We start from the raw sequence: 26,240 nt of genomic DNA, 5'->3' as shown, positions 1-26,240 counted from the left end.
GGACCTATCGAGATCGAGACATCATGACCAAACCATTCAAGATTCTGGTAACCGGCGGGGCCGGGTATATCGGCAGTCATGCAGTGCTCGCTTTGCAGGATGCTGGTTGGTCCGTTGCAGTGATCGACAATCTCACCACCGGCTTTCGTTGGGCCGTGCCAGAAGATGTGGCCTTTTATGAAGGTGATATCGAAGATTCGGCGCTGCTCGCCCGGATCATCGAGGCTGAGACGATCGGTGCGATCATGCATTTTGCCGGTTCGATCATTGTACCGGAATCGGTGGAAGATCCTCTCAAATATTATCATAATAATAGCGCGAAGAGCCGCAGCCTGATCGAATCAGCTGTTGCTGGTGGCGTGAATCATTTCATTTTCTCGTCGACGGCAGCGACCTATGGCATTCCCGCAGAAAGCCCGGTTAGCGAAACGACGCCGCAACTGCCGATCAATCCCTATGGCATGTCCAAATTGATGACCGAGCATATGCTCCAGGATGTTTCAGCAGCGCATGACCTGAATTTCTGCGCGTTGCGCTATTTCAATGTCGCCGGTGCAGACCCCTTGGCCCGGACAGGGCAATCCACTGCTGGCGCGACCCATTTGATCAAAGTTGCGGTCGAGGCGGCTCTCGGAAAACGCGACAGCGTCGCTGTTTTTGGGACAGATTATGATACGCCGGATGGCACGGGTGTAAGGGACTATATCCATGTGTCGGATCTGGCGACGGCTCATGTGCTGGCCTTGGAAGCGTTGATCGCGCAGCCGGATCAAAATCACCGTCTCAATTGCGGCTATGGGCGCGGCTTTTCCGTGCTTGAGGTTCTCGATGCCGTTGATCGGGTCACCAACATGAAAATCAAACGGGAAATGGAAGGCCGGCGCGCTGGCGACCCCGATTCGCTGATTTCCGACAATCGCGCGATCATGGAGCGCTTCCCTTGGCAGCCAAAACATGCCGACCTTGACGAAATTGTGGCCCATGCGCTGGCATGGGAGCGCAAACTCATCGATATTCGCGGAGAATAATGCTGTTCGCTTGACTTTGGCGGCTGTCGACCTTAATTGCCCTGCTTCAACGCAGCATGGCTGCTTTCAAGAAATTCAGAAAATCAAGGCGTGGTACCAAAATGAAAGTCCGCAACTCTTTGAAGTCGCTTAAGAACCGTCACCGGGATTGCCGCGTCATCCGTCGTCGTGGTCGCACTTATGTGATTAACAAGACGAATCGTCGCTTCAAGGCGCGTCAGGGCTAGTCGCCTGTATTTGGCAGGAGCTGCTGCCATCTCCAAAATTGATAGCGTCATCTTTGATATTGGCAATGTCCTCTATCACTGGGACTTGCGTTGCCTCTTTGCAAAACTGATCGATGATCCGGAAGAACTGGACTGGTTTCTTTCCCACGTCGTTACGCCTGAATGGCATTTCCAACATGATGCCGGCCGATCCTTTGCCGACATGGTTGCCGAGCGCAGTCGGGAATTTCCAGAATATACTGATCATATCATCGCCTATTCTGAGCGATTTTCCGAAACGATTCCCGGACCGGTCGAAGGTATGCTGGATCTCGTCCGCGCCTTGGCGGACCGCGGCGTACCTCTTTTTGGAATCAGCAATTTTGGTGCCGAATCCTGGGCTCAGTTCCGGCCCTCCGCACCGATATTCGACTTTTTTGCCGATATCGTCATCTCTGGGGAAGAAAAGCTGATCAAACCGGACCGAGCGATATATGAAGTCGCGCTAAACCGTTTTGACCGACGCGCAGAACAATGCCTTTTCATCGATGATCGGCTCGATAATATCGAGGCCGGGCAAGCGCTCGGTATTTCCGGTCATCATTTTCAGAATGCGGCAACGCTCGAAAGCGAGTTGAAAGTCTTACAACTGCTCTAGCTTTGTTTGAGCTCGTCCCCGCTCAGGCGAACGATATGCAGCAAATTGGTCGATCCGGGCGTTCCAAAGGGTACACCGGCACAGACAATCAACCGTGAGCCCGTCTCGCCCAACTGATGACGCAATGCCATCCGCTTGGCCTTGGCGATCATTTCTTCAAAGTCGCTAACATCGCGCGTGACGATGGCATAGGCGCCCCACAGCAATCCGATGCGCCGGGCAGTGTGGCGATTGGGTGTCAGGACCATGAGTGGGACGGAGGGCCGTTCGCGCGCCATTCTGCGCGCCGTTGAGCCAGAGGATGTATAGCAGACAATCGCCGATGTTTCGATGGTGCGGGCAATATTATAGCTTGCCGCCGCCAACGCATCTGCCGTGGTTTCATCGGGCACCGTTTCGGTAAAATGAACCCGGTCGGCATAAGAGGGGTCATTCTCCACCTGGGCGGCAATCCTGTCCATCATTGTTGCCGCTTCGATCGGCCAGTCACCGATAGCGGATTCTGCTGACAGCATGATTGCATCGGCGCCGTCGTATATGGCGGTGGCTACGTCGGACACTTCTGCACGGGTGGGTGTCGGCGATTTGATCATCGATTCGAGCATTTGCGTGGCGACGACCACCGGCCGGCCCAGTTTGCGGGCAGCTGCTACGATCTTCTTCTGAAGCGGCGGCACCTGTTCGGGCAATAGTTCAACGCCCAGATCACCGCGCGCCACCATCACGGCGTCGGATAGTTCGAGTATCTCATCAAGGCGGTCAATTGCCGCGGGTTTTTCGATCTTGGCAAGCAATGCGGTCTTGCCGCTGATGAGACGCCGGGCTTCGGCAACATCTTCGGGACGCTGCACAAAGCTGAGGGCGATCCAGTCGACATCCTGATCGAGCGCGAAGGTTAAATCCTTGCGATCTTTGTCGGTGAGCGAACTGACCGGCAGCACGACTTCCGGAACATTGACGCCTTTACGATCCGAAATTTCACCACCGACGACCACTTTGGTCTCGACGCTCTTGCCATCCGTCTTGGTCACCTCCAGCCGGATTTTGCCGTCGTCTAAAAGTAATGTGTGCCCAGGCTGCAGGGTGTTCAAAATTTCTTTATGGGGCAGTGTTACACGCGTCGCGTCGCCCTGCTTGTTCAGCATGTCCAGCGTGAAGCGTGCGCCGTCTTTCAAAAGCACCGGCGGCTTTGCGAAAGTACCGATGCGCAGTTTCGGCCCCTGCAGGTCGGCGAGGATCGTGATTGGCCGGCCGACTTTCTTTTCCAGCGCCCGGATCGATTTCACATTGGCAGCATGGGCCTGATGTTCGCCATGGCTCATGTTCATCCGAAAAGCATCGACCCCGGCGCGGTACATTTTCTCGATCATGGCGGCGCTGCCGCTGGCCGGCCCGAGCGTTGCCAGCACTTTAACTTTGCGATTACGAGAGAAGATCGGCGATGCCATGCACAAATTCCTTAGTGGCGCTTTACCTGCGTGTTTCCTAACCCTAATTCATGACAGGATAAAAACAAATAACAACGGAAACAAACATGACCGACCAAATATCTGATGCTGCAGCTGCCACCGCCTTTCGTCGCCTGGTCGATCATCTTCAGAATCGCCATGATGCGGAGAATATCGATTTGATGGGGTTGTCTGGCTTTTGCCGCAACTGCCTTGCCGATTGGGTGATGGAGGCGACCAATGAAGCGGGCGGTAGCATGAGCAAGGATGAAGCCCGGGAAGCAATTCACGGCATGCCGGCGAGCGAGTGGAAGAAAAAATATCAAACCGAAGCCACACCTGAGCGGCTCAAAAAGATGAAGGAAAGCGTAGCAAAAAACGTCGTTGCATCTTAAGGATAGGCTTCGAATCCGAATATAGTTTTTCAAGGGAATGAAAGAATGAGCGAAGGCAATGTTGCCGCAGACCAGCTGCGTCTGTTTATCGAGCGCATCGAGCGGCTGGAAGAAGAGAAAAAGGGCATGGCGGACGATATCCGTGACGTCTATTCCGAAGCCAAGTCGCAAGGCTATGACGCCAAAATCATGCGTCAGATCGTTCGTCTGCGGAAAATGGAAACCCACGACCGGCAGGAAATGGAAGCCATACTCGACACCTATAAATCGGCGCTTGGTTTGGCCTGATGGTCGAGATCCGGCCTGCGACGGTTGCTGATGCGCCACGCTGTGCCGAAATCTACGCGCCGTTCGTCACCGACAGCTGGATTAGTTTTGAGCTCGAAGCGCCTGACGATGAAGAAATGGCCGCTCGCATTTCCAAAGCAATGCGTTTGCACGACTGGCTAGTTGCCGAAGTGGATGGAGTGGTCATTGGCTATGCCTATGGTTCTGAACATCGCAGCCGCGAGGCCTATCAAACCAGTTGTGATATAACCGCCTATATCGATTCTGACCAACGACGCCTTGGTGTTGGTCGGAGATTATATGAGGCGCTATTGCCGCGGTTGAAAGCCAGAAAAATGCACGCTGCATTTGCCGGAATAGCTCTACCAAACAAAGCGAGCATAGCGTTGCATCAGACAATGCATTTTGAGCACATTGGCACATATAAGGAAGTGGGTTGGAAAATGGGAGCTTGGCGCGATGTTGCTTGGTTTCAGCGATTGCTCTAACAGCCTTGCCAGATTAACAGCAGTGAACAAATGGTTCGGAACTCGAAGAGTGTGACAAGCAATATGATCGCCACTACGACACCCAATATCGAAGGCCATGCGATCCGTGACTATCGCGGGATCGTCATTGGTGAGGTGATTGTTGGTGCCAACCTGTTCCGTGACCTGTTCGCCAGCATCACTGATATTGTCGGCGGGCGTTCGGGCAAATATGAAAATGTGCTGAAGCGCGCCCGCGACGAAGCCTTGGCGGAAATGGAAGCAGAGGCGGCGAAGGTTGGTGCCAATGCTGTAGTGGGTGTTGACCTTGACTATGAAGTCGTAGGCGACAAAGGTTCGATGTTAATGGTATCCGCATCCGGAACTGCGGTAGTTGTAGAATGAGAAATTTGGGAATTTGAGGTAAAATGGCAGGCCATAGTAAATTTAACAATATCAAGCATCGCAAGGGTGCGCAGGATAAAAAACGCTCGGCGCAATTTTCAAAGCTGAGCCGGGAAATTACCGTGGCGGCCAAATCGGGCATGCCGGATCCGGATATGAACCCACGGCTTCGCCTGGCTGTGAACAATGCCAAAGCCGTGTCCATGCCAAAAGATGGCATCCAGCGCGCCATTGACAAGGCCTCTGCCAATGAAGGCGATGACTATAGCGAAGTGCGCTATGAAGGCTTTGGACCGGGCGGCGTCTCCCTGATCATCGAGACCCTGACCGACAATACCAACCGTACCTTCACCAACGTCCGCACGATCATGTCCCGCAATGGCGGCAATGTCGGCGAAACCGGATCGGTTTCTCACGGCTTTGATCGGGTCGGCTATATTCAATATCCGGTCAGCGCCGGTGATGAGGATAAAGTGTTGGAAGCTGCCATGGAGGCAGGGGCCGACGATATTTCTTCCGATGATGATGGTCACGAAATCTGGACCGCGATGGAAGATTTGCATGAAGTTGCAGGCGCTTTGGAGAAATCTCTCGGTGAAGCGGGAAGCGTGAAGCTTGCCTGGCGGCCATCGGTTCAGGTTGAAGTCGATCAAGAACAGGCTGAAACACTGCTTGGTCTTATCGATTTGCTCGAAGAAGATGACGACGTCCAGACCGTCTGGGGCAATTATGACGTGTCCGACGAGATCATGGAAAAACTGAACGCCGGGTGATGTGGGAATTTGCCGCCAAGGCCGCACTCGCAGGAGTGATCGTCGCACTGGTCGCAACCATCGCGCAACGTCAGCCGAGTTTCGGGGCGCTGGTCGCCTCGTTGCCGTTGATATCGATTTTGGGTATGATTTTCCTTTGGTATGCGCGCCCTGACGCAGAGAATATGGCCCTACATGCGGAGGCTACATTCTGGTATGTCCTGCCCTCTCTCCCGATGTTTTTGCTGATTCCGCTGTTGCTGCGCAATGGCACCAGTTTCTGGTTATCGCTGACGGCTGGATGTGTGCTGACGATCAGCCTTTATATGATCATGGCTTTTGTCGGCCGTCGGATGGGACTTCCCATCTGAGATGATCATTCTAGGCCTTGACCCCGGCCTCGGCACAACCGGCTGGGGCGTGATCAGCGCCGATGGCAATCGTCTTTCCCATATCGCCAATGGCCATATAAAAACCGATCCCAAAATGGCTTTGGCCAGTCGCTTGCTAAAAATTGATCTCGAACTGACGGATCTGTTGCTGGAATATAAGCCGGACGGCGCGGCGGTTGAGGAAGTGTTCGTCAACAGCAACCCTCAAAGCACATTGAAGCTCGGTCAGGCGCGCGGCGTGGTGCTGCTCGGCGCTTCACGGACCGGGATCGAAGTCGGCGAATATTCGGCGCGTACCGTGAAGAAATCTGTGGTTGGGGTCGGCAATGCGGCCAAGGATCAAGTGCAGGCGATGATCAAAATCCTGCTGCCCGGCGTGAAACTGGCTGGCGAGGATGCCGCTGATGCGCTGGCCGTAGCGATCACCCATGTGCATCACCGAAAGCGGTAAGAACGAAAAGAACAAAACAAAAACTCGACAGATTCGCCTGCCGCGTTAAAACAGCTACATGATCGCAAAACTGACCGGCACCATCGACGAAATCGGCATGGATAATATCGTGCTTGACGTAAATGGCGTCGGTTATCTGGTTTTCTGTTCGTCGCGCACCATTGGCGCGATTGGCGGCAAGGGCGATGGCGCGACCATCTATACCGAAATGCAGGTCAGCGAGACCGATATGCGTCTGATGGGCTTTGCCAGCGGTTCAGAGCGGGACTGGTTCCGGCTGCTGATCTCCGTGCAAGGCGTTGGCGGCAAGGTCGCACTGGCGATATTGTCGGCACTGGAACCCGGAGAGATTTCGCGCGCCGTGGCGACCGCTGACAAGGCGATGGTCAGCCGTGCCAACGGCGTGGGGCCAAAACTGGCGCTGCGGATTGTCAATGAATTGAAAGACAAGGTCGGCGGCATCGCGACCGATCCGGTTGCTGGCGGCGATGCGGTTCACGCGTCCTCGAACAACAGCGCAGATGCGGTCAGCGCGCTGCAGAATCTTGGCTTCAAACCGGCGGATGCCAGTGCAGCGGTGGCGGCGGCAGATGCCGAGGCCGGCGATGGCGTGACGCTAGATGCGCTGGTGCGGCTGGCATTGAAGAAGGCGGCGCGATGAAGTGGACAGAGCGATATGAGGACACCGCTTGGGTAAATTATATAAAACCAACGGTTGACTATGTCACACGGCTAGCCGAGCTAATTGTTTTGGCAGCCGTGTTCCGAGTGGCTGCTGATCAAATTGAAAGTTTGACTTTAAGTATCCTGTCGGGGCTGCTGATCCTAGTTATAGGTGCATATGTAGGGTTCCCAATCGGCTACCTATATCCATTGAGTAACCGGATTAAGACAAATAACTGGCGAATAGCACTTGCTATTGCTCTTCCCTTGGGTTTGTTGATTGGGGGAGGAGCATTTTTTGTGGCCAAAGAAATTTCCGATGCGGTCACAGCAATTGCTGGCATCGAATAGTCATGACTGAAGACCGCCTCCAATCACCCGAACGCAAGGTCGAAGACATAGACGCCGCCCTGCGTCCGAAAACGCTAGACGAATTTATCGGGCAGGAAGCGGCGCGCGGGAATTTGCGGGTGTTTATCGACGCCGCGAGGCAGCGCAAGGAAGCGCTGGATCATACTTTGTTTTTCGGCCCGCCCGGCCTGGGCAAGACCACGCTGGCGCAGATTATTGCGCGGGAACTGGGCGTTGGTTTTCGTGCTACGTCGGGGCCGGTCATTGCCAAATCCGGTGATCTGGCGGCGCTTCTGACCAATCTCGAAGAAGGCGATGTCCTGTTTATCGACGAGATCCACCGGCTCAATCCGGTGGTCGAGGAAGTGCTTTATCCGGCGATGGAAGACCGCGCACTTGATTTGATCATCGGTGAAGGTCCGTCAGCGCGGTCGGTGCGGATCGACTTGCCGCAATTCACGCTGATCGGGGCGACCACAAGACAGGGGTTGCTGACCACGCCCTTGCGCGATCGTTTCGGCATTCCGGTGCGGCTCAACTTCTACTCGACCGAAGAGCTGGAAAAAGTTGTCCACCGCGCCGCGAAGCTGCTCGATCTGGACATCGCGCCGGATGGTGCCACCGAGGTTGCCCGTCGCGCAAGAGGCACGCCGCGCATCGCAGGACGCTTGCTCCGCCGGGTCCGCGATTTCGCCAATGTGTCGGGGGCCGCGATTGTTGATCGAAAAACCGCTGACGGGTCGCTCACGCGGCTGGAAGTAGACAGCATCGGCCTCGACGCGATGGATCGCCGCTATCTCCTTATGATCGCGGATATCTACAAGGGGGGACCGGTGGGTGTCGAAACGCTAGCCGCCGGCCTGTCCGAACCGCGCGATACGATCGAGGAAGTGATTGAGCCCTATTTGATCCAGCTTGGTCTGGTCGCCCGGACGGCGCGGGGACGGATGCTCAATGATCGTGCTTGGAAACATCTCGGGCTTACGCCGCCTGCCGGAAAAGCCAGCGATGGCGAATTGTTTGATTGAACCGCGATATCGGGTTGGATGCCAGCCTGTACTGGCATGACATATTACCCCAATTGCGCCGCCGAAGCCCAAGTCGCATGGGTGCCGCTCGATATCCGGTGCGGTAGGATGATCGTGCAGACCGGACCTGCCGCTATATTCTGCGCATCGATAATGATGCACTCGCTGCGATCTTGCGCCATGTCAGTGATAAAGCTGATCAGATAGCCGTCATCTTCTGACCGTGCATTGGCGCGCGGGATGAAGGGCGCTTCGGATCCGAAGCGCTGCTCGCCAAAGCTCAGATGCTCCGTTTCGCCGGTCACCAGATCATGTTTGGTCAGACCGTTGAACAGGAACCAGCCCGGCTCGCCGGTGACACTATAAACATAGCGATAGGGCTGTCCGGCGATCTGCTGGTTGATCATCCCGAATTCGACCGGATAGTCGTTGAACAATGTCTCTTCTTTGGTCTCGCCGGTTTTCATATTGAAACGCCAGCGGTGCAGTTCGGGTTTGAAACTGTGCAGGTCGATGCTCGCGCCCATGCTTTCATAGCCGGCGGGGAAATCGGTCAGTGGTGGCGGTACGGGATCATTCTGGAAATAGCCGTCGAGGACGACTTCATCGCCGTCTTCATAGGCATTGGACCAGTGGAGCACATAGGTCGCTTTGGCATCAAACCATTTGATATCCTCCGGCTGGCCCCTGCGCGGGATGATGCCGAAGCGGGTTGGCTCATCGGGATGCCACGAAGGAATATAGAGATTCTGGTCGATCAGCTCCGGTTTCCAGTAAAGCGGACAGTCATTGAATATCGCGAAATTTTCGGTGAACGCCATATCATGCGGCAGGCGCGCGCCGGGCAGTTCGATGGGTATGAGATGCTTCAGCTCATTGTCCGGGCCGACGACGCCATAATGGAGATAGGGTAGCTTGGTCGAATAGTTGAAAAACAGCAACTCGCCGGTTGCTTCATCGACCTTAGGATGCGCAGAAATGCCATCCTCCGGCACCCAGCCCGCCGTGCCCAGAGTTTCCAATGTGTCCGGGTCGAGCCGATAGCCTTCACCGCATTGGTAGAAGGTCGAGAGGATCGCGCCAGCATGGATCACAACATCGGTCGAGCTGCTGTCCTTGACGCTGCCATGGGCGCCCCAGCCTTTGCGTTTGGAATCATCGGGCTTGCCCATGATTCCCGCCCACAAAGGGCCGCCTTCTTCTTGTTCCGCTTCAAACCCCTCGGTGCGGACAAAGCGATTGCGATAGACCGCTTTGCCACCCTGCAAACGGATGGTGTGGATCATTCCATCGCCATCAAAGGGGTGATAGCGACCGATGCTGCCATGGACCGGGTTTTCCGTGTTGCGGACATATAGCCCGTCAATATCGGCTGGAATGGTCCCGATTATCTCGAGATCATCCCGGTCGACTTCTTCGAAAACCGGAGTCCATGCGCCGTTGCGATAGGGGTGGTCGTTCGGTTCCAGCGTTGCCTTCACCTGATCCACCCGGGTAGCCATCAGTCGCGCAGCAATTCGTTGATGCCAGTTTTGGACCGCGTCTGCGCGTCGACCGTCTTGACGATTACTGCGCAATAGAGCGACGGTTGCGGCGCACCATCAACTGCTACTTTGGGCGGCAATGTTCCGGGCACAACAACGGAATAAGGTGGCACTTCGCCGATCCAGATTTTTCCGGTGTCCCGGTCAACAATCTTGGTGGATGCACCAAGATAGACGCCCATGGATAGCACCGCGCCTTCGCCAACACGGACGCCTTCGGCAACTTCCGATCGCGCGCCGATAAACGCGCCGTCTTCGATGATCACGGGACCAGCCTGTAGCGGTTCGAGAACGCCGCCGATGCCAGCGCCACCGGAGATATGAACATTTTTACCGATTTGCGCGCAGCTGCCGACTGTCGCCCAACCATCGATCATGCTGCCTTCATCGACAAAGGCGCCGATGTTGACGAAGCTCGGCATCAGCACAACGCCGCGTCCGATGTGCGATCCTTGGCGTACGATGGAACCGGGAACGGATCGGAAGCCTGCTTCGCGGAACCGGTTTTCACCCCAACCGGCAAATTTGCTCGGGACCTTGTCCCAATGGTTTGCGCCGCCGGGACCTTCGATCACTGCATTGTCATTGAGCCGGAAGGACAGCAGTACGGCTTTCTTAAGCCATTGATTGACGACCCAGGCTCCATCCTTTTTTTCCGCAACACGCCCGGTGCCATTGTCGAGCATTGCCAGAGCCGCATCCACGGCATCGCGGACCTCTCCTTGGGTAGTCAGGCCAAGGGATTCCCGTTTTTCCCAGGCGTCGTCGATTATGGTCTGCAATGCTGCGGTCATGTTGGTTATTCTTCCTTCGCTTTGTGGAGGCCGGTGACCCAGCTTTCCAGATCGGTGATTTCGTGATCAATATAGGCCGGATCATGCTCTCGGCCAGCCCATTCTGCACCGGTGTTGATCCACACGGTTGTCATGCCCAAATCTTTCGCCGGACGCAAATTGCGCGCCATATCTTCAACGAACAAGGCGCGCGTTGGATCGATGCCGGTAGCCGCGACCATGCTGTCATAAGCCGGTTTTTGCGGTTTGGGGACAAGCCCGGTGTTTCGGATGTCATGCATCTGGTGAAACAGGCCGCTGAGCCCGCGCTTTTCCAATACTCGCTCCGCATAGGGCCGGTCGGCATTGGTGAAGACCAGCTTTTCGCCCGGTAGCGCAGCAATAGCATCGCGGACCAAAGGCGCGGGAGATAGGCGGTCCATATCTATGTCATGAACGAAATCGAGGAAATCGCCGGGGTCAATGTCATGGTGATGCATCAAGCCAGCCAGCGTGGTCCCATGCTCGTGGAAAAACCCCTTCTGGATTTTTCGTGCTTCTACCAGATCACAGTCCAGTGTCTGGGAAATATATTCACCCATTTTGATATCGATCAGCGCGAATAGATCGCACTCGGCCGGATAGAGGACATTGTCGAGATCAAATATCCAATGATCGATATGGGAAAGTTCGGGCAGCATGAAAGGCGCCTAGGCAATAGATTTCGGTTCGGCAAGCGCATGCTGCGACTATCCGGTTATTTTAGTCGCTGCATCCAGCGACGATCACCGTCAAATTTATTACTAATCTGGTTGAAACGCAGAAAATCCGCGCCTTCGGAATCGGTCAGACTAAGATATTCCGACTGTAAAAAAGTCAGAATTTCAGCATCGGGTTGATATCGTGCCGCTTTTTCGACCTCATCCGTATAGGGATGGTAGAGGAACTGGTAGGGCAGCAATGTCTTCGAGTTAAATTGATCCAGCAACCGAAAGCAATCACGAGCATCTTGCTTGGTAACCGCTAGGAAATCTTGCGCCTTTATTTTGTCCGCGCATTCCGGATAGCTTTTGTCGGGAGGATCGGGAAGCGTCGGACGGGCCGGCAAATTTGCGGATTGCCATGATACAATTCGTTCCGACCATTTTTTTGCTGATGTGGCGGGCGGCGTTGGGTTAGGCACATCTGGCTCCGAGGGCGTCGTTAATCCAATGTCGTTAGTGCTTCCTATTTCGGGATTGGTTGTCCGAGGATCTGGCACCGTGCGTTCGGTTTGTACTGCGATGGATCCGTTCGGACTTTCAGGTGTTTGGGCGTTAAATATACTGACAGCCGTACTATTGTCACCCGATTGACGAAACATTGCGTTGGAATTGGCAACAACTCCGCCGACAATCGAAGCCAACACGCCCCCGACGAGCCACCGTCGCGTGCCGCTATGCTTGGGCTCCCACCTTTCAAACAAAATCAGTAATCCACCAATAACGCACAGAACAAAGGCAGCTATGGATGTATAGAGAATGATGTTGCTGGCTATTGGTGGCATAGGTTCCTCCGAAGAGGATTAGCTACACTTCCTAGGGTAAAGTCAAGCCCGCGCGCCTGCCCCTTCAACACTAGTGCTGTTGTGACGCAGCGCCTTTAGCACAGTATCGACTATGCCATCGGCATCTAAGCCAGCTTCAGCATATTGCAAATCTGGCTTATTCTGGTCCTGGAAAACATCCGGCAGTCGCATGGTACGGATTTTCAGGCCGGCATCGGTCAGGCCCTGATCAGAGGCCATGGTGAGCACATGGGCGCCAAGGCCGCCGACAGATGCTTCTTCAACCGTGACCGCGACTTCATGTGTGGTTAGCAATTTGCGGATCAGATTTTCATCCAAAGGTTTGGCAAAACGAAGATCGGCAACGGTCGTACTCAATCCTTTAGCTTCCAGTCGTTCGGCCGCTTTCTTGGCTTCTTCGAGGCGCGCGCCCAGTGAGAGTATCGCGACCTTGGTACCTTCTTTGATGATCCGGCCTTTGCCGATTTCTAACTGTTCCAGCTTCTCCGGAATGGGCACGCCGGTGCCATTGCCGCGCGGATAGCGGAAGGCGATAGGGCCTTTGTCATATTCCGCAGCGGTATAGGTCATGTGCGCCAGCTCTGCTTCGTCTGCGGCGGCCATCACGACCATATTGGGGAGCGTTGCCAGATAGGTGATATCAAAAGACCCCGCATGGGTGCTGCCATCTGCGCCGACCAAGCCAGCCCGGTCAATTGCAAAGCGCACGGGCAGGTTTTGGATGGCCACATCGTGGACAACCTGATCATAGGCGCGCTGCAAAAATGTCGAATAGATTGCGCAAAAGGGGCGCATACCCTGTGCCGCGAGACCGGCGGCAAAAGTCACGCCATGTTGTTCGGCAATACCGACATCAAAAGCCTTGTCGGGATGCGCCTTGGCAAATTTATCCACGCCGGTACCGGATGGCATGGCTGCGGTAATGGCACAGATACGGGAATCATCGTTGGCCAGCTTGGCCAGCGTTTCACCAAAAACATTCTGATAGGCGGGTGGTCCGCCGCCGGGGCCTTTGTTCTGCTTACCCGAAACAACGTCAAATTGGGCGACGCCATGATATTTGTCGGCGGCCTCCTCGGCAAATTTATAACCTTTGCCTTTTTCGGTGACGACATGGATCAGGCAGGGGCCTTCGGCGGCATCGCGCACATTTTCCAATATGGGAATCAGATGCTCCAGATTATGGCCGTCAATTGGACCGACATAGTAGAAGCCCAGTTCCTCGAAGAGGGTTCCGCCCATGGTCATACCACGCGCATATTCATCGGTTTTGCGCGCGGCATCATGTAGCGGCTTGGGCAGTTTTCTGGCGATGCGGCGTGCCAGTTGGCGCACGCCAAGAAATTCCCGGGAGGATACTATGCGCGCAAGATAGGCCGAAAGACCGCCCACGGGCGGCGCGATTGACATGTCATTGTCGTTTAGGATGACGACCAACCGATTACCGGCTGCTTCGGCATTGTTCATCGCCTCATAGGCCATGCCTGCGCTCATCGCGCCGTCACCGATGACGGCAATGCCGCGGCCCGGTTTGTCGTTCAGCTTGTTGGCGATTGCAAAACCAAGGGCCGCACTAATAGAGGTTGAACTATGTGCCGCGCCAAAGGGGTCATATTCACTTTCCGACCGTTTGGTGAATCCCGATAGTCCGCCACCTTGTCGCAAGGTTCTGATCCGGTCCCGTCGGCCCGTCAGGATTTTGTGCGGATAGCATTGATGGCCAACATCGAAGATCAGCCGGTCTTCGGGTGTGTTGAAGACATAGTGAATTGCTGTGGTTAGCTCGACAACCCCTAGGCCTGCGCCCAGATGACCGCCGGTTGTGGACACCGTATCGATCACTTCCGTGCGCAACTCATCCGCAAACTGCCGAAGCTGTTCAGGCTTTAATTTGCGCAAGTCTGCTGGATAGGAAACATCATCCAGCAAAGGTGTATTCGAAACCGGCATATTCACTCCCTGTTTGATCCCCGCTTTAACGGCATCGCAATGCTCTGTCGAATATTCAGCAGGCCGCCCATTAACATTTGCTGACAAATGGGGCGGATCAAATGCACTTCTGGCAAATGCCACGTACCTCAATCACTGGGCGGATCGAATTAAAGCCTTCACTCTGCGCCACTTTGCGCACTTGTTGGGACAGAGGCTCATCATCAATATGTGTGGCCTCGCCACATGTATCGCAAACAAGGAAAATACAGTCATGCTGACAGCCAGGGTGGCTGTTGGCTAGATAGGCATTGGCGCTTTCGACCCGCATCGCGAGATTATTCGCCACGAATAGATCGAGAATCCGATAGACGCTATTCGGTGCGACGCGTTTGCCGCGTGCGGCGGACACGAGTTCGGCGATGTCATAGGCAGAGGCAGGGCGTGAAAATCCAGCTAATGCTTCAAAGATAGACGCCCTTGTGTCCGTCCATTTTTCGCCGGATTTCTCTAGATTGGCGCGTGCCGCGTCGGCCAAAGACTCGCCGTGATGCTCATGATGATCATGTTTTCCCATAAGGGTAATTTAGGGTAGTTTCGCCGCAAGGGCAATGGGGAGCAATTTAATGCGTGGCGCGGTAGTTCAGATCATGGGCAAGCGCGAGCAAGCCGACGCCGATCATTGTGGACAAGACTTCTTCGCTACCGTGCCCGCTATCATGACCAATGGATATCGCACCGATCATCATTCCCAACCCGAGGCTTCCGATCGCAACCGGCATGATATAGCCATGATCCATGACGCCGCGACCGAGACTGAACAAGCCGATGGCAATGGCGATACCCAGACCGATTTCGTGGATCAGGGGATCGAACAGCATACCGCCGGTCGACGACAAGATTGCGACAATGGCGATGGTCGAGATACAATGCACAAGGCACAGGCCGGAAAGAAGCACGGCCAAACGATCCCACAGACCATCCCTGATCAAAAGACCATCTTTGTTCCACAATTTCGTGGCCGTAAACACGACTCGCTGCCTCACATGTTGATTGCGTGCGGCCGATATAGGATTAAGGAGGTTAAGATACAACATATCATTTGGATTAGGGAGGTATCTGACGAAGGTACCGATGTTTCGGGTTGTCAGACTTTGGTTTTGATATCAAATAGCGATCCATGACCGACCCGATCGCTACGAATCAACCGAATAGCCCAATCAAAATGCGGCCTATCGCCATATCCAACTGGCTCTATTCCGTCGCCTTTCTGGTTTTTATCATGGTGATAGTCGGCGGCATTACCCGGCTGACAGAATCAGGGCTGTCGATAACGGAATGGAAGCCGGTGACCGGGGCATTGCCTCCGTTGAGCGAGGCGGATTGGCTATCCGAGTTCGAAAAATATAAACAGATTCCCGAATATTTGGAGATTAGCGGTCCCGCGGGCATGACGCTGGCGGATTTCAAGTTCATCTATTTCTGGGAATGGGTTCACCGTCTGCTCGGGCGGTTGATCGGCGTGGCTTTTGCGCTGCCCCTGCTCTGGTTCGCCGTGAAGCGGGCAATCCCCTCCGGCTATGGCTGGCGCCTGCTTGCCTTGCTCGCACTTGGTGGATTGCAAGGGGCGGTCGGCTGGTGGATGGTCAGTTCCGGTCTGAGCGAACGGACCGATGTTAGTCATTATCGACTGGCGGTCCATTTGTTGACCGCGCTGTTCATCCTCGGTGGACTGGTTTGGACCGCGCTTGATTTGCGGCAGCTGGCTGTGGGCAATCATAAGCCAGCGCGGATGACAGGCTTTGGTTTGGCCGTGATTGCCGTGCTTTTCATACAGTTGCTGTTCGGCGCTTATACGGCGGGCCTCGATGCGGGATATGTGTCGAACACCTGGCCACTGATGAATGATTATTTCATTCCCGGCGGGATAGAATGGGCGGCAGGGCTGTGGTCGACGTTGAGCAATGATCCCTATCTGATTCATTTCATTCATCGCTGGTGGGCTTGGGTCGTCGTCGGCTTTCTAGTCATTCTTGCGCGGAAAGTCCGTCCCATAGATCGCCGGGCCTCGATTGCGATCCACATTGCGTTCGGCAGTCAGATATTGCTCGGAATCGCTACGGTGATGACCGGAATCAACATCCATCTTGCGGTATTGCATCAAGCGGTGGGAGCATTGGTTGTCGCGTCAACCATATGGGGCATCCATCTCACTGGCCGCACCCCTAGGTAATATTATACCCGCCAGCAAAGCCCCGCTTTTGCTTGACTTGCCGGAGAAACATCGCCAATAGCGCCGCAGTCGGCCGGGCCATAACGTCCCGGCTTTTGTATTTTTTGAATCACTTCACTCTCCCAGAAGGAGCAAAGCCCATGAAGGGTATCACCAAACAGACTCAGTCGGCGAAGCCAGCTGATGTCGAAAAGAAATGGCATATCATTGATGCCACCGATCTGGTTGTTGGCCGTATGTCTTCGATCATTGCCAATATCCTGCGCGGCAAGCACAAGCCAAGCTACACCCCACATGTTGATTGCGGAGACCATGTCATCGTGATCAATGCTGAAAAGGTGAAGTTCACTGGCAACAAGACCAAGCAGAAAACCTATTACAAGCACTCTGGCTATCCTGGCGGCATCAGCGGCACGACAGCGGAAAAGGTCCTCGAAGGCCGTTTCCCTGAGCGCGTTGTAGAAAAAGCTGTTGAGCGGATGATCCCTAAGGGACCGCTTGGTTTCGCACAGATGCGTGCCTTGCATGTTTTTGCTGGCACCGAGCATCCGTATAACGGCCAGAACCCAGTGGCGCTCGACGTCGCTTCGATGAACCGTAAGAATAAGGTGGGCGCATAATGTCTGACGTAAAAACCGATCTCGCTGATCTTAAAGATATCGCTGGCCCGGCTGTGGTTGATGCACCGGCTGCTGCTGATGCGGATGCCGAAGTTGTAGCCGCTGAGCCACCCGTCTCCACCATGCCTTTGCGCGAGCAGGAGCTGGATCAATATGGCCGTGCTTATGCAACCGGCCGTCGGAAAGACGCGGTTGCCCGCGTATGGTTGAAGCCCGGTAAGGGTAAGATCACGGTCAATGGCCGCGATCAGGAAACCTATTTCGCCCGTCCAACCTTGCGTCTGGTGCTCAACCAGGTTTTCGCAATCACTGAGCGTGAAGGTCAGTATGACGTTGAAGTTACCGTCAAAGGCGGCGGTCTTTCCGGACAGGCTGGTGCGGTTAAGCACGGGATTTCGCAAGCTCTGACCAAATATGAGCCAGCTTTGCGGTCCGCAGTGAAGGCAGAAGGCTTTCTTACCCGTGACAGTCGTAAGGTTGAGCGTAAGAAATATGGTAAGGCAAAAGCGCGTAAGAGCTTCCAGTTCTCCAAGCGTTAAGCGAACCCAAATCGAAATTCAAAAAGGCGGCCTGCGGGTCGCCTTTTTTATGTCTATCCGGATTTCGACGGGCGCTGTTTGGGTTGGGTGATGGCTGCCCGACTGGAGAAGAACAGCATGCCGGTCGTCAAGATCGCGGAGATCAACATCACCCACGCCGCGCCAATCGTCCCGAACTTGGGTAAGAATATAAGCATGAGGAACCCCAGCGCGACCAGTCCGCTGACCCGCGCGACAAGCGCATTTCGTGCGCGACCGGCCGCCTGCAGCAATGGCTCAAGACCTAAGCCTGACAAGCTGATAATGGTCGCAGCACCGAGTAGTAGCAATATCGGGAAAGCGGCAAGATATTCCGGACCGGAAATGAGGGTGATGATGTTTTTCCCCAGCAGCAAAAGGCCGATGAAGAGGACGCCGCCGCTGATTGCGGAAACCCGGAGAGATCGCCAGAACAGCGCGCGCAATTTGCGCGACTGGCCGATTGCGAATAGTCGGGATAGCTCTGCAAACAAAGGTCGCGCAAAAACATCAGCAAGCCGGTTGAGGCTGTTGGCAAGCTGGTCCGCCAGACGGAATAAACCCGCTGCTGCTGGTCCGACAACAAGCCCGACTATCACAACCACCAATCGTTCGCGGATCACGTTGACCAGATAGGCGAGATTGGTGAACAGCAGAAATGCAACAAATTCTCGTCGACTTGGCGGATTTGCGGCGCTAGCCGATGCGTCACGCAACGGATGGTCGGTCTCATGCCGCCGCCACACCATCAACCACATCACCAAAAAGCTGATAAATTCGGAAAGTCCCCAGATAATCAAAAAGCCGGTCATTGAAGCGGTGGTCAAAAACAGGGCGAACGCACCAACGAAGCGCACGATCGGAACGATCGCATCGCCGAAAGCATTGCCGCCGAAGCGATCTTGGGCGCGCAATATGCCAATTGGAGTGGACCGGACCGACAGAAAGACAATCGCGCCATATCCCAAGATCGCAGTCTTGATGGAATCACTCCAGCCAAATTGCGACGCGCCATAGGGAAGCATCAACCACAAGGCGCCGCATGCAACCAGTCCGCCGATGAGTTCGATCCAGAAATTCTGAGCTGACAATTTGCGGAACGCCTGATTCTGGCCGGCCAATAAATATGGTACGCCAAACTGTACGACGGCTTGCCAAGTCTGGAGCTTCAATATTGCCGCGAGGACCTGGACCGCGCCGACGATGACCATGAATTCACCAAAGCCCGCAACGCCCAATGTTCTGGTCAATATCGCAAGATAGAAAATACTGAGAACTGCCCCCACACCCTTGGCGGAAAACAGCCAACTGCTGTTCCGGAAAACCCGAACGAGCGAGTCTTCGCTGTGGGCCCATTTGGTGAACAACTTTCGCGACACAAGTTTTTACTTTTCTATTTGATGATCAGGCAGTTGACCCTCTCTTTATCGCAAAATCCAGCTTTTTCTACACCTCTGTTGCTTCGTCGCCTTTTGAAAAAGCTGAGGCGGACGGCTGACGATCACCCAAATGCGAATTTTTTGGTAGCCTGCCGGACGGCTGGTGCTAGCTAAGTGGCATGAATCATAACAATCGCACGGCGGATATCGCCAATTTCGTCACCCATCTGGAATGTTCCAAAACCGGAGATGTTTTACCCGTAGGAACGGTACAGAATTTATCACCTGCGGGCGCGCCGATACTGGTGCGCTATGACTTGGCGGCGATCGCCGAGCATTTTACCAAAGAAACGCTGGCCGACCGAGCTGCTGATCTCTGGCGCTATCGGGAGCTGTTACCGGTCACGAGCGCCGCGAATATTGTTTCGTTGGGTGAAGAGATGACGCCCCTAATCACGCTCGACAACTCGCTTGGGGCCAATGTGATCGTCAAAGATGAAGGCCGTCTGCCAACGGGATCGTTCAAGGCGCGGGGTTTGGTCATGGCGGTATCGATGGCGAGGGAACTGGGCCTGGAAAGACTGGCGATGCCGACCAACGGCAATGCCGGGGCTGCTATGGCGGCCTATGCCCAGCGGGCCGGGATGGAGGCTTTTGTTTTCTGTCCCGATGATACGCCAGAAGTGAACGTCCGTGAGATTGCTCTGCAAGGCGGCAAAGTCTGGCGGGTGAATGGTCTGATCAACGATTGCGGCAAGATTGTCGCAGATGGTGAAGCGGACATGAATTGGTTCAACCTGTCGACGTTGAAAGAGCCTTACCGGATCGAAGGCAAGAAGACGATGGGACTGGAGCTGGTCGAGCAATTGGGCTGGGAAGTGCCGGATGTGATTTTCTATCCGACCGGCGGCGGTACGGGCCTAATTGGGATGTGGAAGGCTTTTGACGAACTGGAAGCCATTGGTTTCATAGGGTCCAAGCGGCCGCGTATGGTTGCGGTGCAGGCCAGTGGCTGCGCACCGATTGTTGATGCTTGGGAAAAAGGCCTCGACCATGCCCCGTTATGGGAAAATGCCCACACGGTGGCTGCGGGTATCCGGGTGCCAGCAGCGATTGGCGATTTCCTGATTCTGCGTGCTGTTCGCGAATCGGGCGGTTTCGGAATCGCCGTCGATGATGACGCCGTAATCGCGGCACAACAACGGATAGGGCAGGAGGACGGGCTGCTGCTCTGTCCGGAAGGTGCGGCTACCGCTGCCGCCTATCTAAAATCGCTGGAGGAAGGCCTGATCAGCAAGAGCGATCGCGTGGTCCTGTTCAACTGTGGCAACGGACTCAAATATCCCATGCCCGCTGCCGATGCGGCACTGGACCGCCATCAGCCGATTGACTGGAGCCTCATTGCCAGCGGTTGAGCTGCCGGTTAAGGTTAGGTATGAAATGGTTTGTCATCATGGGTGTGTTGCTATTGGCATGCGGCGGTTTTGCCTGGTGGTTTTTCTCGCAGCCGGGACCCAAGCAGCTGGATATGGCCAATAATGTCATACCGGGTGACGGCAATGCCACACTGCTGGTGCAGGACCAGATTTATGATGAGGAACTGAGCCTAGGCCTCAATATATGGGCCCCGAAAACGGCTGCAACCGAACCACTTCCCGTTGTCGTTTTCATCTATGGGGGTGGCTGGCGCGATGGCGCGAAAGATCAATATGCTTTCACTGGCCGGGCTCTAGCCAATCGGGGCTATATAGTAGTGTTACCGGATTATCGGCTGTTCCCTGAAACCCGCTTTCCCGGTTTTCTAGAAGATAGTGCGAAGGCGCTTGCCTGGGTGCACAATCATATTGGCGGCCATGGTGGCGATGTGGATCGGATATTTCTCTCTGGGCAATCTGCAGGTGCTTATAACGCGATGATGTTGGCGCTGGACCGGCAATGGCTGGGGCGCGAAGGCAAGTCGCCGGATTTGATCAAGGGCGTAGCGGCGCTGGCGGGCCCCTATGATTTTTATCCTTTTGATTCCGAAACCACGAAGCAGAGCTTTGGTGACTATCACGCTCCCGAACTGACTCAGCCGGTTAATTTTGTCCGACCCGATGCGCCGCCTCTTTGGTTGTCCAGCGGCACCGATGACACACAGGTCAGGCCTCGTAATAGCAAGATATTGCGCGAGAAAATTCGCAGTGCGGGGGGAGAAGCTGAATATGTCGAATATCCCGATATAGACCATCTAGAGATCATGATGGCGTTGGCGAAACCATTCCGTCACAAAGCCCCGGTGCTGGATGATATGGTTGCTTTTTTCGAACGCCACCACTGATTTCAGATATCGGAAGCGACACTAGCTATTTTGCAGTGCAAAACGGTTGAGATACTGACATTTCTTGGTTATGTCGATCCGCAGAACAAGGGAATCCGATAGACATGGCTACTTTTACGCTCCCCAAGAATAGCAAGATTCGCAAAACCGGCGAAATGTATAAAGCGCTCACCGGGGGCAAGAAGCGGCCGTTTAAAGTTTATCGCTACGATCCCGACAAGGGCGAAAACCCCCGCTATGATACGTTCGAAATCGACACAGAAGATTGCGGACCGATGGTGCTTGATGCGCTGATCAAGATGAAGTCCGAGCAGGATGCGACTCTGACCTTCCGCCGGTCTTGCCGCGAAGGCATTTGCGGCTCCTGTGCGATGAATATCAACGGTAAAAATGGCCTTGCCTGCACCACGGCGATTGAAGATTGTGGCAATAAGGTCACCATAACGCCGCTTCCGCATATGGAAGTGATCAAGGATTTGGTTCCCGATTTCACCCATTTCTACGCCCAATATGCCTCGATCCAGCCTTGGCTGAAAACGGTTACGCCGACACCATCGGGCAAAGAGCGGCTGCAATCACCAGAAGATCGTAGCAAATTGGATGGTCTATATGAGTGCATCCTATGTGCCTGCTGCCAGACCAGCTGCCCTAGCTATTGGTGGAATAGCGACAAGTTCCTTGGGCCCGCAATTTTGCTACAAGCCTATCGCTGGCTAGCCGACAGCCGTGATGAAATGACTGGTGACCGGCTCGACGAACTGGAAGATCCGTTCCGGCTCTATCGCTGCCATACGATCATGAATTGCGCAAACGCCTGTCCGAAGGGGCTTTCCCCGGCGAAGGCGATTGCCGAGATCAAGAAGATGACCGCCGCGCGCGAAATCTGATTCGAACGCAGGCTCAAACCATGACTGAAGCCGAGCGTAATTTTGTCATCAGCGATCCTGACCCGGACTATCCGGGCTGGAATACGTGGGTGCTGACTGATCCCGATTGCTATAATAGCTTTCTGGGTCGGATGATTGTCCGGCGTGGCGGCGACGGGCTAGGCGATGATATTGCGCGGGTTCGCATGTTCCCCGAACGCAAGCACCGCAACCTCGGCGATGTCGTCCACGGCGGAACGATGATGGGCTTTATCGATTGTTCGCTCTTCGCAGCGATGCGGGTTCTGGAACTCGGGCCATCCGGTTATGCCGTGACGCTGGAATTACAGACGCATTTCATTGGTGCTGCGCGGATGAATGAGCCGCTTGAGGCGCAAGTCGAAATCACCCGTGAAACCGGACGGTTTCTATTCATGCGCGGGCTGGTTGTGCAGGGGCAGGACGGGCAGGACAATATGGCCTCCTTTACGGCCATCGTGAAAAAGGCACCGCGCGCAAAATGAGCAGTTTTTACCAGCGCTATCAGGACTTGATCGCGCAGGGAGAGCTGAAGCCTGATGCGGATCAGGATGTCTGCGCCAAACGACTTGCTCAATTGCAGGAAGGGTTGGAAGCAGTACCGCCCCGGGGCAGCATATTATGGCGTGCATTTGGTAATAAGCCATCGGCACCCAAGGGCATTTATATGTGGGGCGGGGTGGGGCGCGGCAAATCGATGTTGATGGACTTGTTCTACAATAATCTTGCCATCCACCGGAAGAAACGCGCCCATTTTCATGAATTCATGCTCGATGTGCATGCGCGGCTCAATGTCGAGCGGAAGAAGGAGCAGGGCGACCCGATCATACCGGTGGCAAAGGCCTTGGCTGCCGAAGCGCGCTTTCTGGCTTTCGACGAAATGGTGGTGAATAACAGCGCCGACGCGATGATCATGTCGCGGCTGTTCACCGGGTTGGTCGAGGCGGGGGTAACGATCGTGACGACCTCCAATCGCCCGCCCGATGATCTGTATAAAGATGGCCTCAACCGCGAGCATTTTCTGCCATTCATTGATCTGCTCAAAACCCAGCTTGATGTCATTTCACTCAATGGCCCCACCGATTATCGACGGGAGCGTTTGGGCGGCGTCGATCTTTGGCATGTTCCAAACGGAGAGGCGGCGACCAAGGCATTGAGTGAAGCTTTTTTCCGCCTGACTGACTATCCGCCCGAGGATCGCGAACACGTCCCGTCCGCGGAAATCGCGGTGCAGGGTGGCCGCAATTTGACCGTACCGAAATCGCTCAAAGGTGTCGGTGTCTTTTCGTTCAAGCGGCTCTGTGCAGAGGCCCGGGGTGCTCAGGATTATCTGGCCATTGCCCGGCATTATCATAGCGTGATCATTGTCGGCATTCCGGTGCTTTCCAAAGAGAATCGCAACGAAGCGGCCCGTTTCGTGACGCTGATTGACGCACTTTACGAGTATAAGGTGAAGCTTTTGGCGGCGGCAGATGCGGAGCCGGATGTTTTATATCCGGAAGGCGATGGCAGCTTTGAATTTGCGCGGACCGCATCACGATTGCTGGAGATGCAGTCTGATGACTATCTGGCGCTGGGCCATGGGGCGGCGGTTTAGAGCAGACTTAAGCTATCCAGATCTATCGCCATTTGTGCCGGCCTTTCCGCCATTGCCGCGAACATCTTGTCTCCCCGTTCTGTCTGTTCAACATGCAGTGAAGCGTTGATCGCCATGATGAATCCGGAAAAGGCATGACGGCGATATTCTATCCAGAAGGCATCAAAGTCCGGGGCATCTGTGCGCCGGTTTAGATAGTCGCGGACAAGCTGTGCCTCCTGTTTCCGCCGGACCGCTGGATCAGCGAAGCTGGTTCCGATCATATAGGCCACGTCATTGGCGGGATTGCCCAGCGAGCAGGTCTGCCAGTCTACCAGAGCGGCCAATCGATCATCTTGGTGGAACAAGATATTATCCAGCCGCATATCGCCATGGGTGATCGTCGGCTGTCCAGTTTCATGCGATACATAGGTGCCGATGCCGTCAACCAGTTGCTGACCCAAATCCAAAATATCGGCCGCGAGCAATGCAGAAAATCGTTCGCGAAAAGCCGGGTAACCAGCGGCGAGGCTATTCTCCAGAAACTGGCTGTTGCCGGCACTGTGATGGAGCCATTTCAGATTGTCGAACCCGCCTTCAGGCGTGAAATTATGGAGCGCAGCGGCCTCGGCCAGCGTTGTTTCGACTTGCGTCAATGAGGCACCCGCCAATTGATCACCCTGAGATGCCGGCGCCATATCTTCGAGCAGCAGGACAAATTCTTGTTCATTGTCCGCGATATCGGCATGATAGGATTTCGGGCAGAGGGTCTGACAATCGTCGGCAACATCGCGATACCAGCCGACTTCCATATCATAGAGGTGAAAGATCGCGGCGGCGCCCCGGCTTGTCGGATCGGCGCTGGGGCATTTGGCGATGAACGTTTCGGGGTGGCCATCTTCAGCCCAGTCGCATGTGAAGCGATAGCTATCGCAGATCTGGCCTGTGCCAACCGGTTCATGGGTCAGCGATCGGAGCGATCCCGTCGCAGCGCCAAAAACCTCTTCGATGAACCCTGTCTCGAATTCTTCCGGGCGCAGAGGAAACTGGGCGCTCATGCTGCGGGGTCCATGATTCCACTAAGCCCACTGGTGGCGTGCGGGCCGATGAACAATTGTTCGATCACCCCGATGCCGCGCTGTTCTTTGCCATCGGCCGTCAGCACTGCATCGCTCAGCGCCTGAATATGGATGGTGGTCATATCGATCGTCGGTGCAGGGTCCAGAGTGATGATATCATAAGCGACGTCGAGATCGCCGTGATCCATGCCATGGCCCCAGTCCGGATGCATATAACCGAGGCCTGACATATAGAATGTGCGCGCTGCATCGCCGGTGCGAGGCGTGATCGAGAGCGATCCATTGCCGGTTTCAAGCTCTACTTGCTTGATACGGCGAGAACCCGAATGGTAGTTGAGTGCAATCGCTTCGGGCTCGAATTCCAGCGCGTCTCCGGAGATAGTATCGACCACGCCGCGCCGGTTCCATGGCACGCCTTCCCCGTCATCATTGCTGTGAAAGAATCCGCAATGATCGTCGAAATTGAGCGGAGTCCACAGCCACCAGAATTGCGGGAAAGCTCCGGCTGGCGGTGGTTGTGATTCCGCTGCGCCGATGGGACGAATGCCCCAGCTGCGGTCGCGGGTTCCACGGCAATTGCCGATATCTATATCCTGACCATCGACGGTGATTATGCCCGACCAGTCGCCGTTTTGCGTCATTCTGGTATAGTCCATCATCAGCCTTGGCCCTTCGCGGCGGATGAAGCGGGGTTCCTCGATCGGCTGATGACGGGCGGTGAGAGTGATATCCGCCGTGATCGGGCTATCATTACCGGAAACCGTCAAGCGGAGCTTTTGCAGCGGTTCGACAATCGTGACGGTGATCGGCCCGACGGTGAGGTCCAGCCTTTCACTTCCCATGCGTTTGGAAGCGCGCAGATTATGCTGCTTGCCGTCAATGCTGACGCAAAAGGCGGCGTCCATGATGTCGAGTTGGGGATAGATGCCCAGCGCAACGGCGAAGAAGATGCTGCCGTCGGGTGAATAGCCGTTGAAGAAATAGCGATCATAAAAGTTCCGGTTTCCGCCGGATAGCGCTATCGGTTCCGGGCTTTGATGCAGCGGATAATCGTCGCCTTTTGTCAGCATATATTCTCTCCCAAGGCTTGTATCATGCCATTTCAATTTCACTTTGCAACGCAAAAGATTGGAAGAGTTGGAAGCATGTTTTGTACTTTGGGCAAGGCCAATGGGGGTGGAATGAAATCCGATGGGCGGAGAACTATGTTCTTCCGGTTCCGATGT

32 protein-coding genes are annotated in these 26,240 nt (G+C 54.9%); 21 read left to right on the top strand and 11 right to left on the bottom strand.

The window, feature by feature from the left end; all coding sequences use genetic code 11:
* The first annotated feature begins 23 nt into the window (after positions 1–23).
* The 3 genes from galE (at position 24) to ABJG22_RS01040 (ending at position 1,892) form a co-directional block, all read left to right on the top strand.
* Positions 24–1,028, top strand: coding sequence for a UDP-glucose 4-epimerase GalE (gene galE / locus ABJG22_RS01050; protein ID WP_348018379.1), 1,005 nt, complete (start codon positions 24–26; stop codon positions 1,026–1,028).
* A gap of 101 nt (positions 1,029–1,129) precedes the next feature.
* Positions 1,130–1,255 carry a type B 50S ribosomal protein L36 gene (ykgO, locus tag ABJG22_RS01045; protein WP_011415100.1) on the top strand — a complete coding sequence of 42 codons (126 nt, stop codon included), beginning with the start codon at positions 1,130–1,132 and terminating at the stop codon, positions 1,253–1,255.
* Between the two features lie 10 nt (positions 1,256–1,265).
* Positions 1,266–1,892 carry an HAD family phosphatase gene (locus ABJG22_RS01040; RefSeq protein WP_348018378.1) on the top strand — a complete coding sequence of 209 codons (627 nt, stop codon included), beginning with the start codon at positions 1,266–1,268 and terminating at the stop codon, positions 1,890–1,892.
* On the opposite strand, the gene pyk is transcribed toward ABJG22_RS01040, so the two are convergent.
* Complete coding sequence (pyk, locus tag ABJG22_RS01035; protein WP_348018377.1) at positions 1,889–3,340, bottom strand: pyruvate kinase; 1,452 nt, start codon at positions 3,338–3,340, stop codon at positions 1,889–1,891. The genes ABJG22_RS01040 and pyk overlap by 4 nt on opposite strands.
* 86 nt (positions 3,341–3,426) lie before the next feature.
* On the opposite strand from pyk, the gene ABJG22_RS01030 reads away from it, so the two are divergent.
* The 10 genes from ABJG22_RS01030 to ruvB all read left to right on the top strand — a co-directional run bounded on the left by ABJG22_RS01030 (position 3,427) and on the right by ruvB (position 8,532).
* Positions 3,427–3,735: a DUF1244 domain-containing protein gene (locus ABJG22_RS01030; protein WP_348018376.1), complete on the top strand. Its 309-nt coding sequence runs from the start codon at positions 3,427–3,429 to the stop codon at positions 3,733–3,735.
* Between the two features lie 45 nt (positions 3,736–3,780).
* Complete coding sequence (locus ABJG22_RS01025) at positions 3,781–4,023, top strand: DUF2312 domain-containing protein (protein WP_100093000.1); 243 nt, start codon at positions 3,781–3,783, stop codon at positions 4,021–4,023.
* Positions 4,023–4,511, top strand: a complete 489-nt coding sequence (locus ABJG22_RS01020) for an arsinothricin resistance N-acetyltransferase ArsN1 family B (protein ID WP_348018375.1) — start codon at positions 4,023–4,025, stop codon at positions 4,509–4,511. The genes ABJG22_RS01025 and ABJG22_RS01020 overlap by 1 nt, the downstream gene beginning before the upstream one ends.
* A 63-nt stretch (positions 4,512–4,574) precedes the next feature.
* Entirely contained in the window at positions 4,575–4,895 is a 321-nt protein-coding gene (locus tag ABJG22_RS01015; protein WP_348018774.1) for a heavy metal-binding domain-containing protein, read from the top strand.
* Positions 4,896–4,918: 23 nt separating this feature from the next.
* On the top strand, positions 4,919–5,668 hold the full coding sequence (locus ABJG22_RS01010) for a YebC/PmpR family DNA-binding transcriptional regulator (protein ID WP_348018374.1): 750 nt from the start codon (positions 4,919–4,921) through the stop codon (positions 5,666–5,668).
* Complete coding sequence (locus ABJG22_RS01005; RefSeq protein WP_348018773.1) at positions 5,668–6,018, top strand: DUF3147 family protein; 351 nt, start codon at positions 5,668–5,670, stop codon at positions 6,016–6,018. The genes ABJG22_RS01010 and ABJG22_RS01005 overlap by 1 nt, the downstream gene beginning before the upstream one ends.
* A gap of 1 nt (position 6,019) precedes the next feature.
* Entirely contained in the window at positions 6,020–6,490 is a 471-nt protein-coding gene (ruvC, locus tag ABJG22_RS01000) for a crossover junction endodeoxyribonuclease RuvC (protein ID WP_348018373.1), read from the top strand.
* A 58-nt stretch (positions 6,491–6,548) separates the two neighbouring features.
* The gene (ruvA, locus tag ABJG22_RS00995; protein WP_348018372.1) at positions 6,549–7,151 is read left to right on the top strand and encodes a Holliday junction branch migration protein RuvA; all 603 of its coding nucleotides are present in this window, start codon (positions 6,549–6,551) and stop codon (positions 7,149–7,151) included.
* Positions 7,148–7,504, top strand: coding sequence for a hypothetical protein (locus ABJG22_RS00990; protein WP_348018371.1), 357 nt, complete (start codon positions 7,148–7,150; stop codon positions 7,502–7,504). Before ruvA ends, ABJG22_RS00990 begins: the two co-directional genes overlap by 4 nt.
* Before the next feature lie 2 nt (positions 7,505–7,506).
* Complete coding sequence (ruvB, locus tag ABJG22_RS00985) at positions 7,507–8,532, top strand: Holliday junction branch migration DNA helicase RuvB (RefSeq protein WP_348018370.1); 1,026 nt, start codon at positions 7,507–7,509, stop codon at positions 8,530–8,532.
* Positions 8,533–8,576: 44 nt separating this feature from the next.
* On the opposite strand, the gene ABJG22_RS00980 is transcribed toward ruvB, so the two are convergent.
* The 7 genes from ABJG22_RS00980 to ABJG22_RS00950 form a co-directional block, all read right to left on the bottom strand.
* Complete coding sequence (locus ABJG22_RS00980; RefSeq protein ID WP_348018369.1) at positions 8,577–10,034, bottom strand: carotenoid oxygenase family protein; 1,458 nt, start codon at positions 10,032–10,034, stop codon at positions 8,577–8,579.
* A complete protein-coding gene (dapD, locus tag ABJG22_RS00975; protein ID WP_348018368.1) occupies positions 10,034–10,870 on the bottom strand; it encodes a 2,3,4,5-tetrahydropyridine-2,6-dicarboxylate N-succinyltransferase in 837 nt (278 codons plus the stop codon). The genes ABJG22_RS00980 and dapD overlap by 1 nt, the downstream gene beginning before the upstream one ends.
* A gap of 5 nt (positions 10,871–10,875) precedes the next feature.
* Complete coding sequence (locus ABJG22_RS00970) at positions 10,876–11,550, bottom strand: pyrimidine 5'-nucleotidase (protein ID WP_348018367.1); 675 nt, start codon at positions 11,548–11,550, stop codon at positions 10,876–10,878.
* Positions 11,551–11,606: 56 nt separating this feature from the next.
* Positions 11,607–12,395 carry a hypothetical protein gene (locus ABJG22_RS00965; RefSeq protein WP_348018366.1) on the bottom strand — a complete coding sequence of 263 codons (789 nt, stop codon included), beginning with the start codon at positions 12,393–12,395 and terminating at the stop codon, positions 11,607–11,609.
* A gap of 42 nt (positions 12,396–12,437) precedes the next feature.
* The gene (gene dxs / locus ABJG22_RS00960; protein WP_348018365.1) at positions 12,438–14,366 is read right to left on the bottom strand and encodes a 1-deoxy-D-xylulose-5-phosphate synthase; all 1,929 of its coding nucleotides are present in this window, start codon (positions 14,364–14,366) and stop codon (positions 12,438–12,440) included.
* Positions 14,367–14,463: 97 nt separating this feature from the next.
* Positions 14,464–14,922, bottom strand: a complete 459-nt coding sequence (locus ABJG22_RS00955; protein ID WP_348018364.1) for a transcriptional repressor — start codon at positions 14,920–14,922, stop codon at positions 14,464–14,466.
* 46 nt (positions 14,923–14,968) lie between these two features.
* Positions 14,969–15,376 carry a MerC domain-containing protein gene (locus ABJG22_RS00950; RefSeq protein WP_348018363.1) on the bottom strand — a complete coding sequence of 136 codons (408 nt, stop codon included), beginning with the start codon at positions 15,374–15,376 and terminating at the stop codon, positions 14,969–14,971.
* Between the two features lie 149 nt (positions 15,377–15,525).
* On the opposite strand from ABJG22_RS00950, the gene ABJG22_RS00945 reads away from it, so the two are divergent.
* From ABJG22_RS00945 to rpsI, 3 genes are all read left to right on the top strand, one after another.
* Entirely contained in the window at positions 15,526–16,578 is a 1,053-nt protein-coding gene (locus ABJG22_RS00945; RefSeq protein WP_348018362.1) for a COX15/CtaA family protein, read from the top strand.
* Between the two features lie 140 nt (positions 16,579–16,718).
* Positions 16,719–17,198: a 50S ribosomal protein L13 gene (gene rplM / locus ABJG22_RS00940; RefSeq protein ID WP_348018361.1), complete on the top strand. Its 480-nt coding sequence runs from the start codon at positions 16,719–16,721 to the stop codon at positions 17,196–17,198.
* Positions 17,198–17,737: a 30S ribosomal protein S9 gene (gene rpsI / locus ABJG22_RS00935; protein ID WP_348018360.1), complete on the top strand. Its 540-nt coding sequence runs from the start codon at positions 17,198–17,200 to the stop codon at positions 17,735–17,737. Before rplM ends, rpsI begins: the two co-directional genes overlap by 1 nt.
* A 53-nt stretch (positions 17,738–17,790) precedes the next feature.
* Here rpsI and ABJG22_RS00930 read toward each other — a convergent pair whose 3' ends face one another.
* A complete protein-coding gene (locus ABJG22_RS00930) occupies positions 17,791–19,134 on the bottom strand; it encodes an oligosaccharide flippase family protein (protein WP_348018359.1) in 1,344 nt (447 codons plus the stop codon).
* Between the two features lie 179 nt (positions 19,135–19,313).
* On the opposite strand from ABJG22_RS00930, the gene ABJG22_RS00925 reads away from it, so the two are divergent.
* From ABJG22_RS00925 to zapE, 5 genes are all read left to right on the top strand, one after another.
* Positions 19,314–20,549 carry a threonine synthase gene (locus ABJG22_RS00925; RefSeq protein ID WP_348018358.1) on the top strand — a complete coding sequence of 412 codons (1,236 nt, stop codon included), beginning with the start codon at positions 19,314–19,316 and terminating at the stop codon, positions 20,547–20,549.
* A gap of 20 nt (positions 20,550–20,569) precedes the next feature.
* Entirely contained in the window at positions 20,570–21,454 is an 885-nt protein-coding gene (locus ABJG22_RS00920; protein ID WP_348018357.1) for an alpha/beta hydrolase, read from the top strand.
* Positions 21,455–21,558: 104 nt separating this feature from the next.
* Positions 21,559–22,341, top strand: coding sequence for a succinate dehydrogenase iron-sulfur subunit (locus tag ABJG22_RS00915; protein ID WP_348018356.1), 783 nt, complete (start codon positions 21,559–21,561; stop codon positions 22,339–22,341).
* 20 nt (positions 22,342–22,361) lie between these two features.
* Positions 22,362–22,844: a PaaI family thioesterase gene (locus tag ABJG22_RS00910; RefSeq protein ID WP_348018355.1), complete on the top strand. Its 483-nt coding sequence runs from the start codon at positions 22,362–22,364 to the stop codon at positions 22,842–22,844.
* The gene (gene zapE, locus ABJG22_RS00905; protein WP_348018354.1) at positions 22,841–23,956 is read left to right on the top strand and encodes a cell division protein ZapE; all 1,116 of its coding nucleotides are present in this window, start codon (positions 22,841–22,843) and stop codon (positions 23,954–23,956) included. Before ABJG22_RS00910 ends, zapE begins: the two co-directional genes overlap by 4 nt.
* Here the strand turns inward: zapE and ABJG22_RS00900 are convergent.
* Complete coding sequence (locus ABJG22_RS00900) at positions 23,953–24,993, bottom strand: phosphotransferase (RefSeq protein WP_348018353.1); 1,041 nt, start codon at positions 24,991–24,993, stop codon at positions 23,953–23,955. The two genes, zapE and ABJG22_RS00900, sit on opposite strands and share 4 nt — an antisense overlap.
* On the bottom strand, positions 24,990–26,084 hold the full coding sequence (locus ABJG22_RS00895; protein ID WP_348018352.1) for a hypothetical protein: 1,095 nt from the start codon (positions 26,082–26,084) through the stop codon (positions 24,990–24,992). Before ABJG22_RS00895 ends, ABJG22_RS00900 begins: the two co-directional genes overlap by 4 nt.
* Positions 26,085–26,240: the final 156 nt, after the last annotated feature.

Source organism: Parasphingorhabdus sp., assembly GCF_039939955.1.
Lineage (GTDB): Bacteria > Pseudomonadota > Alphaproteobacteria > Sphingomonadales > Sphingomonadaceae > Parasphingorhabdus.
This window is presented reverse-complemented; position numbering and strand designations above follow the sequence as displayed.

What these genes read in the sequence shown, in the direction of transcription:
- galE (WP_348018379.1), top strand. Translation starts at nt 24, where the DNA reads ATGACCAAACCATTCAAGATTCTGGTAACCGGCGGGGCCGGGTATATC.
- ykgO (WP_011415100.1), top strand. Translation starts at nt 1,130, where the DNA reads ATGAAAGTCCGCAACTCTTTGAAGTCGCTTAAGAACCGTCACCGGGAT.
- pyk (WP_348018377.1), bottom strand. Translation starts at nt 3,340, where the DNA reads ATGGCATCGCCGATCTTCTCTCGTAATCGCAAAGTTAAAGTGCTGGCA.
- ABJG22_RS01030 (WP_348018376.1), top strand. Translation starts at nt 3,427, where the DNA reads ATGACCGACCAAATATCTGATGCTGCAGCTGCCACCGCCTTTCGTCGC.
- ABJG22_RS01025 (WP_100093000.1), top strand. Translation starts at nt 3,781, where the DNA reads ATGAGCGAAGGCAATGTTGCCGCAGACCAGCTGCGTCTGTTTATCGAG.
- ABJG22_RS01020 (WP_348018375.1), top strand. Translation starts at nt 4,023, where the DNA reads ATGGTCGAGATCCGGCCTGCGACGGTTGCTGATGCGCCACGCTGTGCC.
- ABJG22_RS01015 (WP_348018774.1), top strand. Translation starts at nt 4,575, where the DNA reads ATGATCGCCACTACGACACCCAATATCGAAGGCCATGCGATCCGTGAC.
- ABJG22_RS01010 (WP_348018374.1), top strand. Translation starts at nt 4,919, where the DNA reads ATGGCAGGCCATAGTAAATTTAACAATATCAAGCATCGCAAGGGTGCG.
- ABJG22_RS01005 (WP_348018773.1), top strand. Translation starts at nt 5,668, where the DNA reads ATGTGGGAATTTGCCGCCAAGGCCGCACTCGCAGGAGTGATCGTCGCA.
- ruvC (WP_348018373.1), top strand. Translation starts at nt 6,020, where the DNA reads ATGATCATTCTAGGCCTTGACCCCGGCCTCGGCACAACCGGCTGGGGC.
- ruvA (WP_348018372.1), top strand. Translation starts at nt 6,549, where the DNA reads ATGATCGCAAAACTGACCGGCACCATCGACGAAATCGGCATGGATAAT.
- ABJG22_RS00990 (WP_348018371.1), top strand. Translation starts at nt 7,148, where the DNA reads ATGAAGTGGACAGAGCGATATGAGGACACCGCTTGGGTAAATTATATA.
- ruvB (WP_348018370.1), top strand. Translation starts at nt 7,507, where the DNA reads ATGACTGAAGACCGCCTCCAATCACCCGAACGCAAGGTCGAAGACATA.
- ABJG22_RS00980 (WP_348018369.1), bottom strand. Translation starts at nt 10,034, where the DNA reads ATGGCTACCCGGGTGGATCAGGTGAAGGCAACGCTGGAACCGAACGAC.
- dapD (WP_348018368.1), bottom strand. Translation starts at nt 10,870, where the DNA reads ATGACCGCAGCATTGCAGACCATAATCGACGACGCCTGGGAAAAACGG.
- ABJG22_RS00970 (WP_348018367.1), bottom strand. Translation starts at nt 11,550, where the DNA reads ATGCTGCCCGAACTTTCCCATATCGATCATTGGATATTTGATCTCGAC.
- ABJG22_RS00965 (WP_348018366.1), bottom strand. Translation starts at nt 12,395, where the DNA reads ATGCCACCAATAGCCAGCAACATCATTCTCTATACATCCATAGCTGCC.
- dxs (WP_348018365.1), bottom strand. Translation starts at nt 14,366, where the DNA reads ATGCCGGTTTCGAATACACCTTTGCTGGATGATGTTTCCTATCCAGCA.
- ABJG22_RS00955 (WP_348018364.1), bottom strand. Translation starts at nt 14,922, where the DNA reads ATGGGAAAACATGATCATCATGAGCATCACGGCGAGTCTTTGGCCGAC.
- ABJG22_RS00945 (WP_348018362.1), top strand. Translation starts at nt 15,526, where the DNA reads ATGACCGACCCGATCGCTACGAATCAACCGAATAGCCCAATCAAAATG.
- rplM (WP_348018361.1), top strand. Translation starts at nt 16,719, where the DNA reads ATGAAGGGTATCACCAAACAGACTCAGTCGGCGAAGCCAGCTGATGTC.
- rpsI (WP_348018360.1), top strand. Translation starts at nt 17,198, where the DNA reads ATGTCTGACGTAAAAACCGATCTCGCTGATCTTAAAGATATCGCTGGC.
- ABJG22_RS00925 (WP_348018358.1), top strand. Translation starts at nt 19,314, where the DNA reads ATGAATCATAACAATCGCACGGCGGATATCGCCAATTTCGTCACCCAT.
- ABJG22_RS00920 (WP_348018357.1), top strand. Translation starts at nt 20,570, where the DNA reads ATGAAATGGTTTGTCATCATGGGTGTGTTGCTATTGGCATGCGGCGGT.
- ABJG22_RS00915 (WP_348018356.1), top strand. Translation starts at nt 21,559, where the DNA reads ATGGCTACTTTTACGCTCCCCAAGAATAGCAAGATTCGCAAAACCGGC.
- ABJG22_RS00910 (WP_348018355.1), top strand. Translation starts at nt 22,362, where the DNA reads ATGACTGAAGCCGAGCGTAATTTTGTCATCAGCGATCCTGACCCGGAC.
- zapE (WP_348018354.1), top strand. Translation starts at nt 22,841, where the DNA reads ATGAGCAGTTTTTACCAGCGCTATCAGGACTTGATCGCGCAGGGAGAG.
- ABJG22_RS00900 (WP_348018353.1), bottom strand. Translation starts at nt 24,993, where the DNA reads ATGAGCGCCCAGTTTCCTCTGCGCCCGGAAGAATTCGAGACAGGGTTC.
- ABJG22_RS00895 (WP_348018352.1), bottom strand. Translation starts at nt 26,084, where the DNA reads ATGCTGACAAAAGGCGACGATTATCCGCTGCATCAAAGCCCGGAACCG.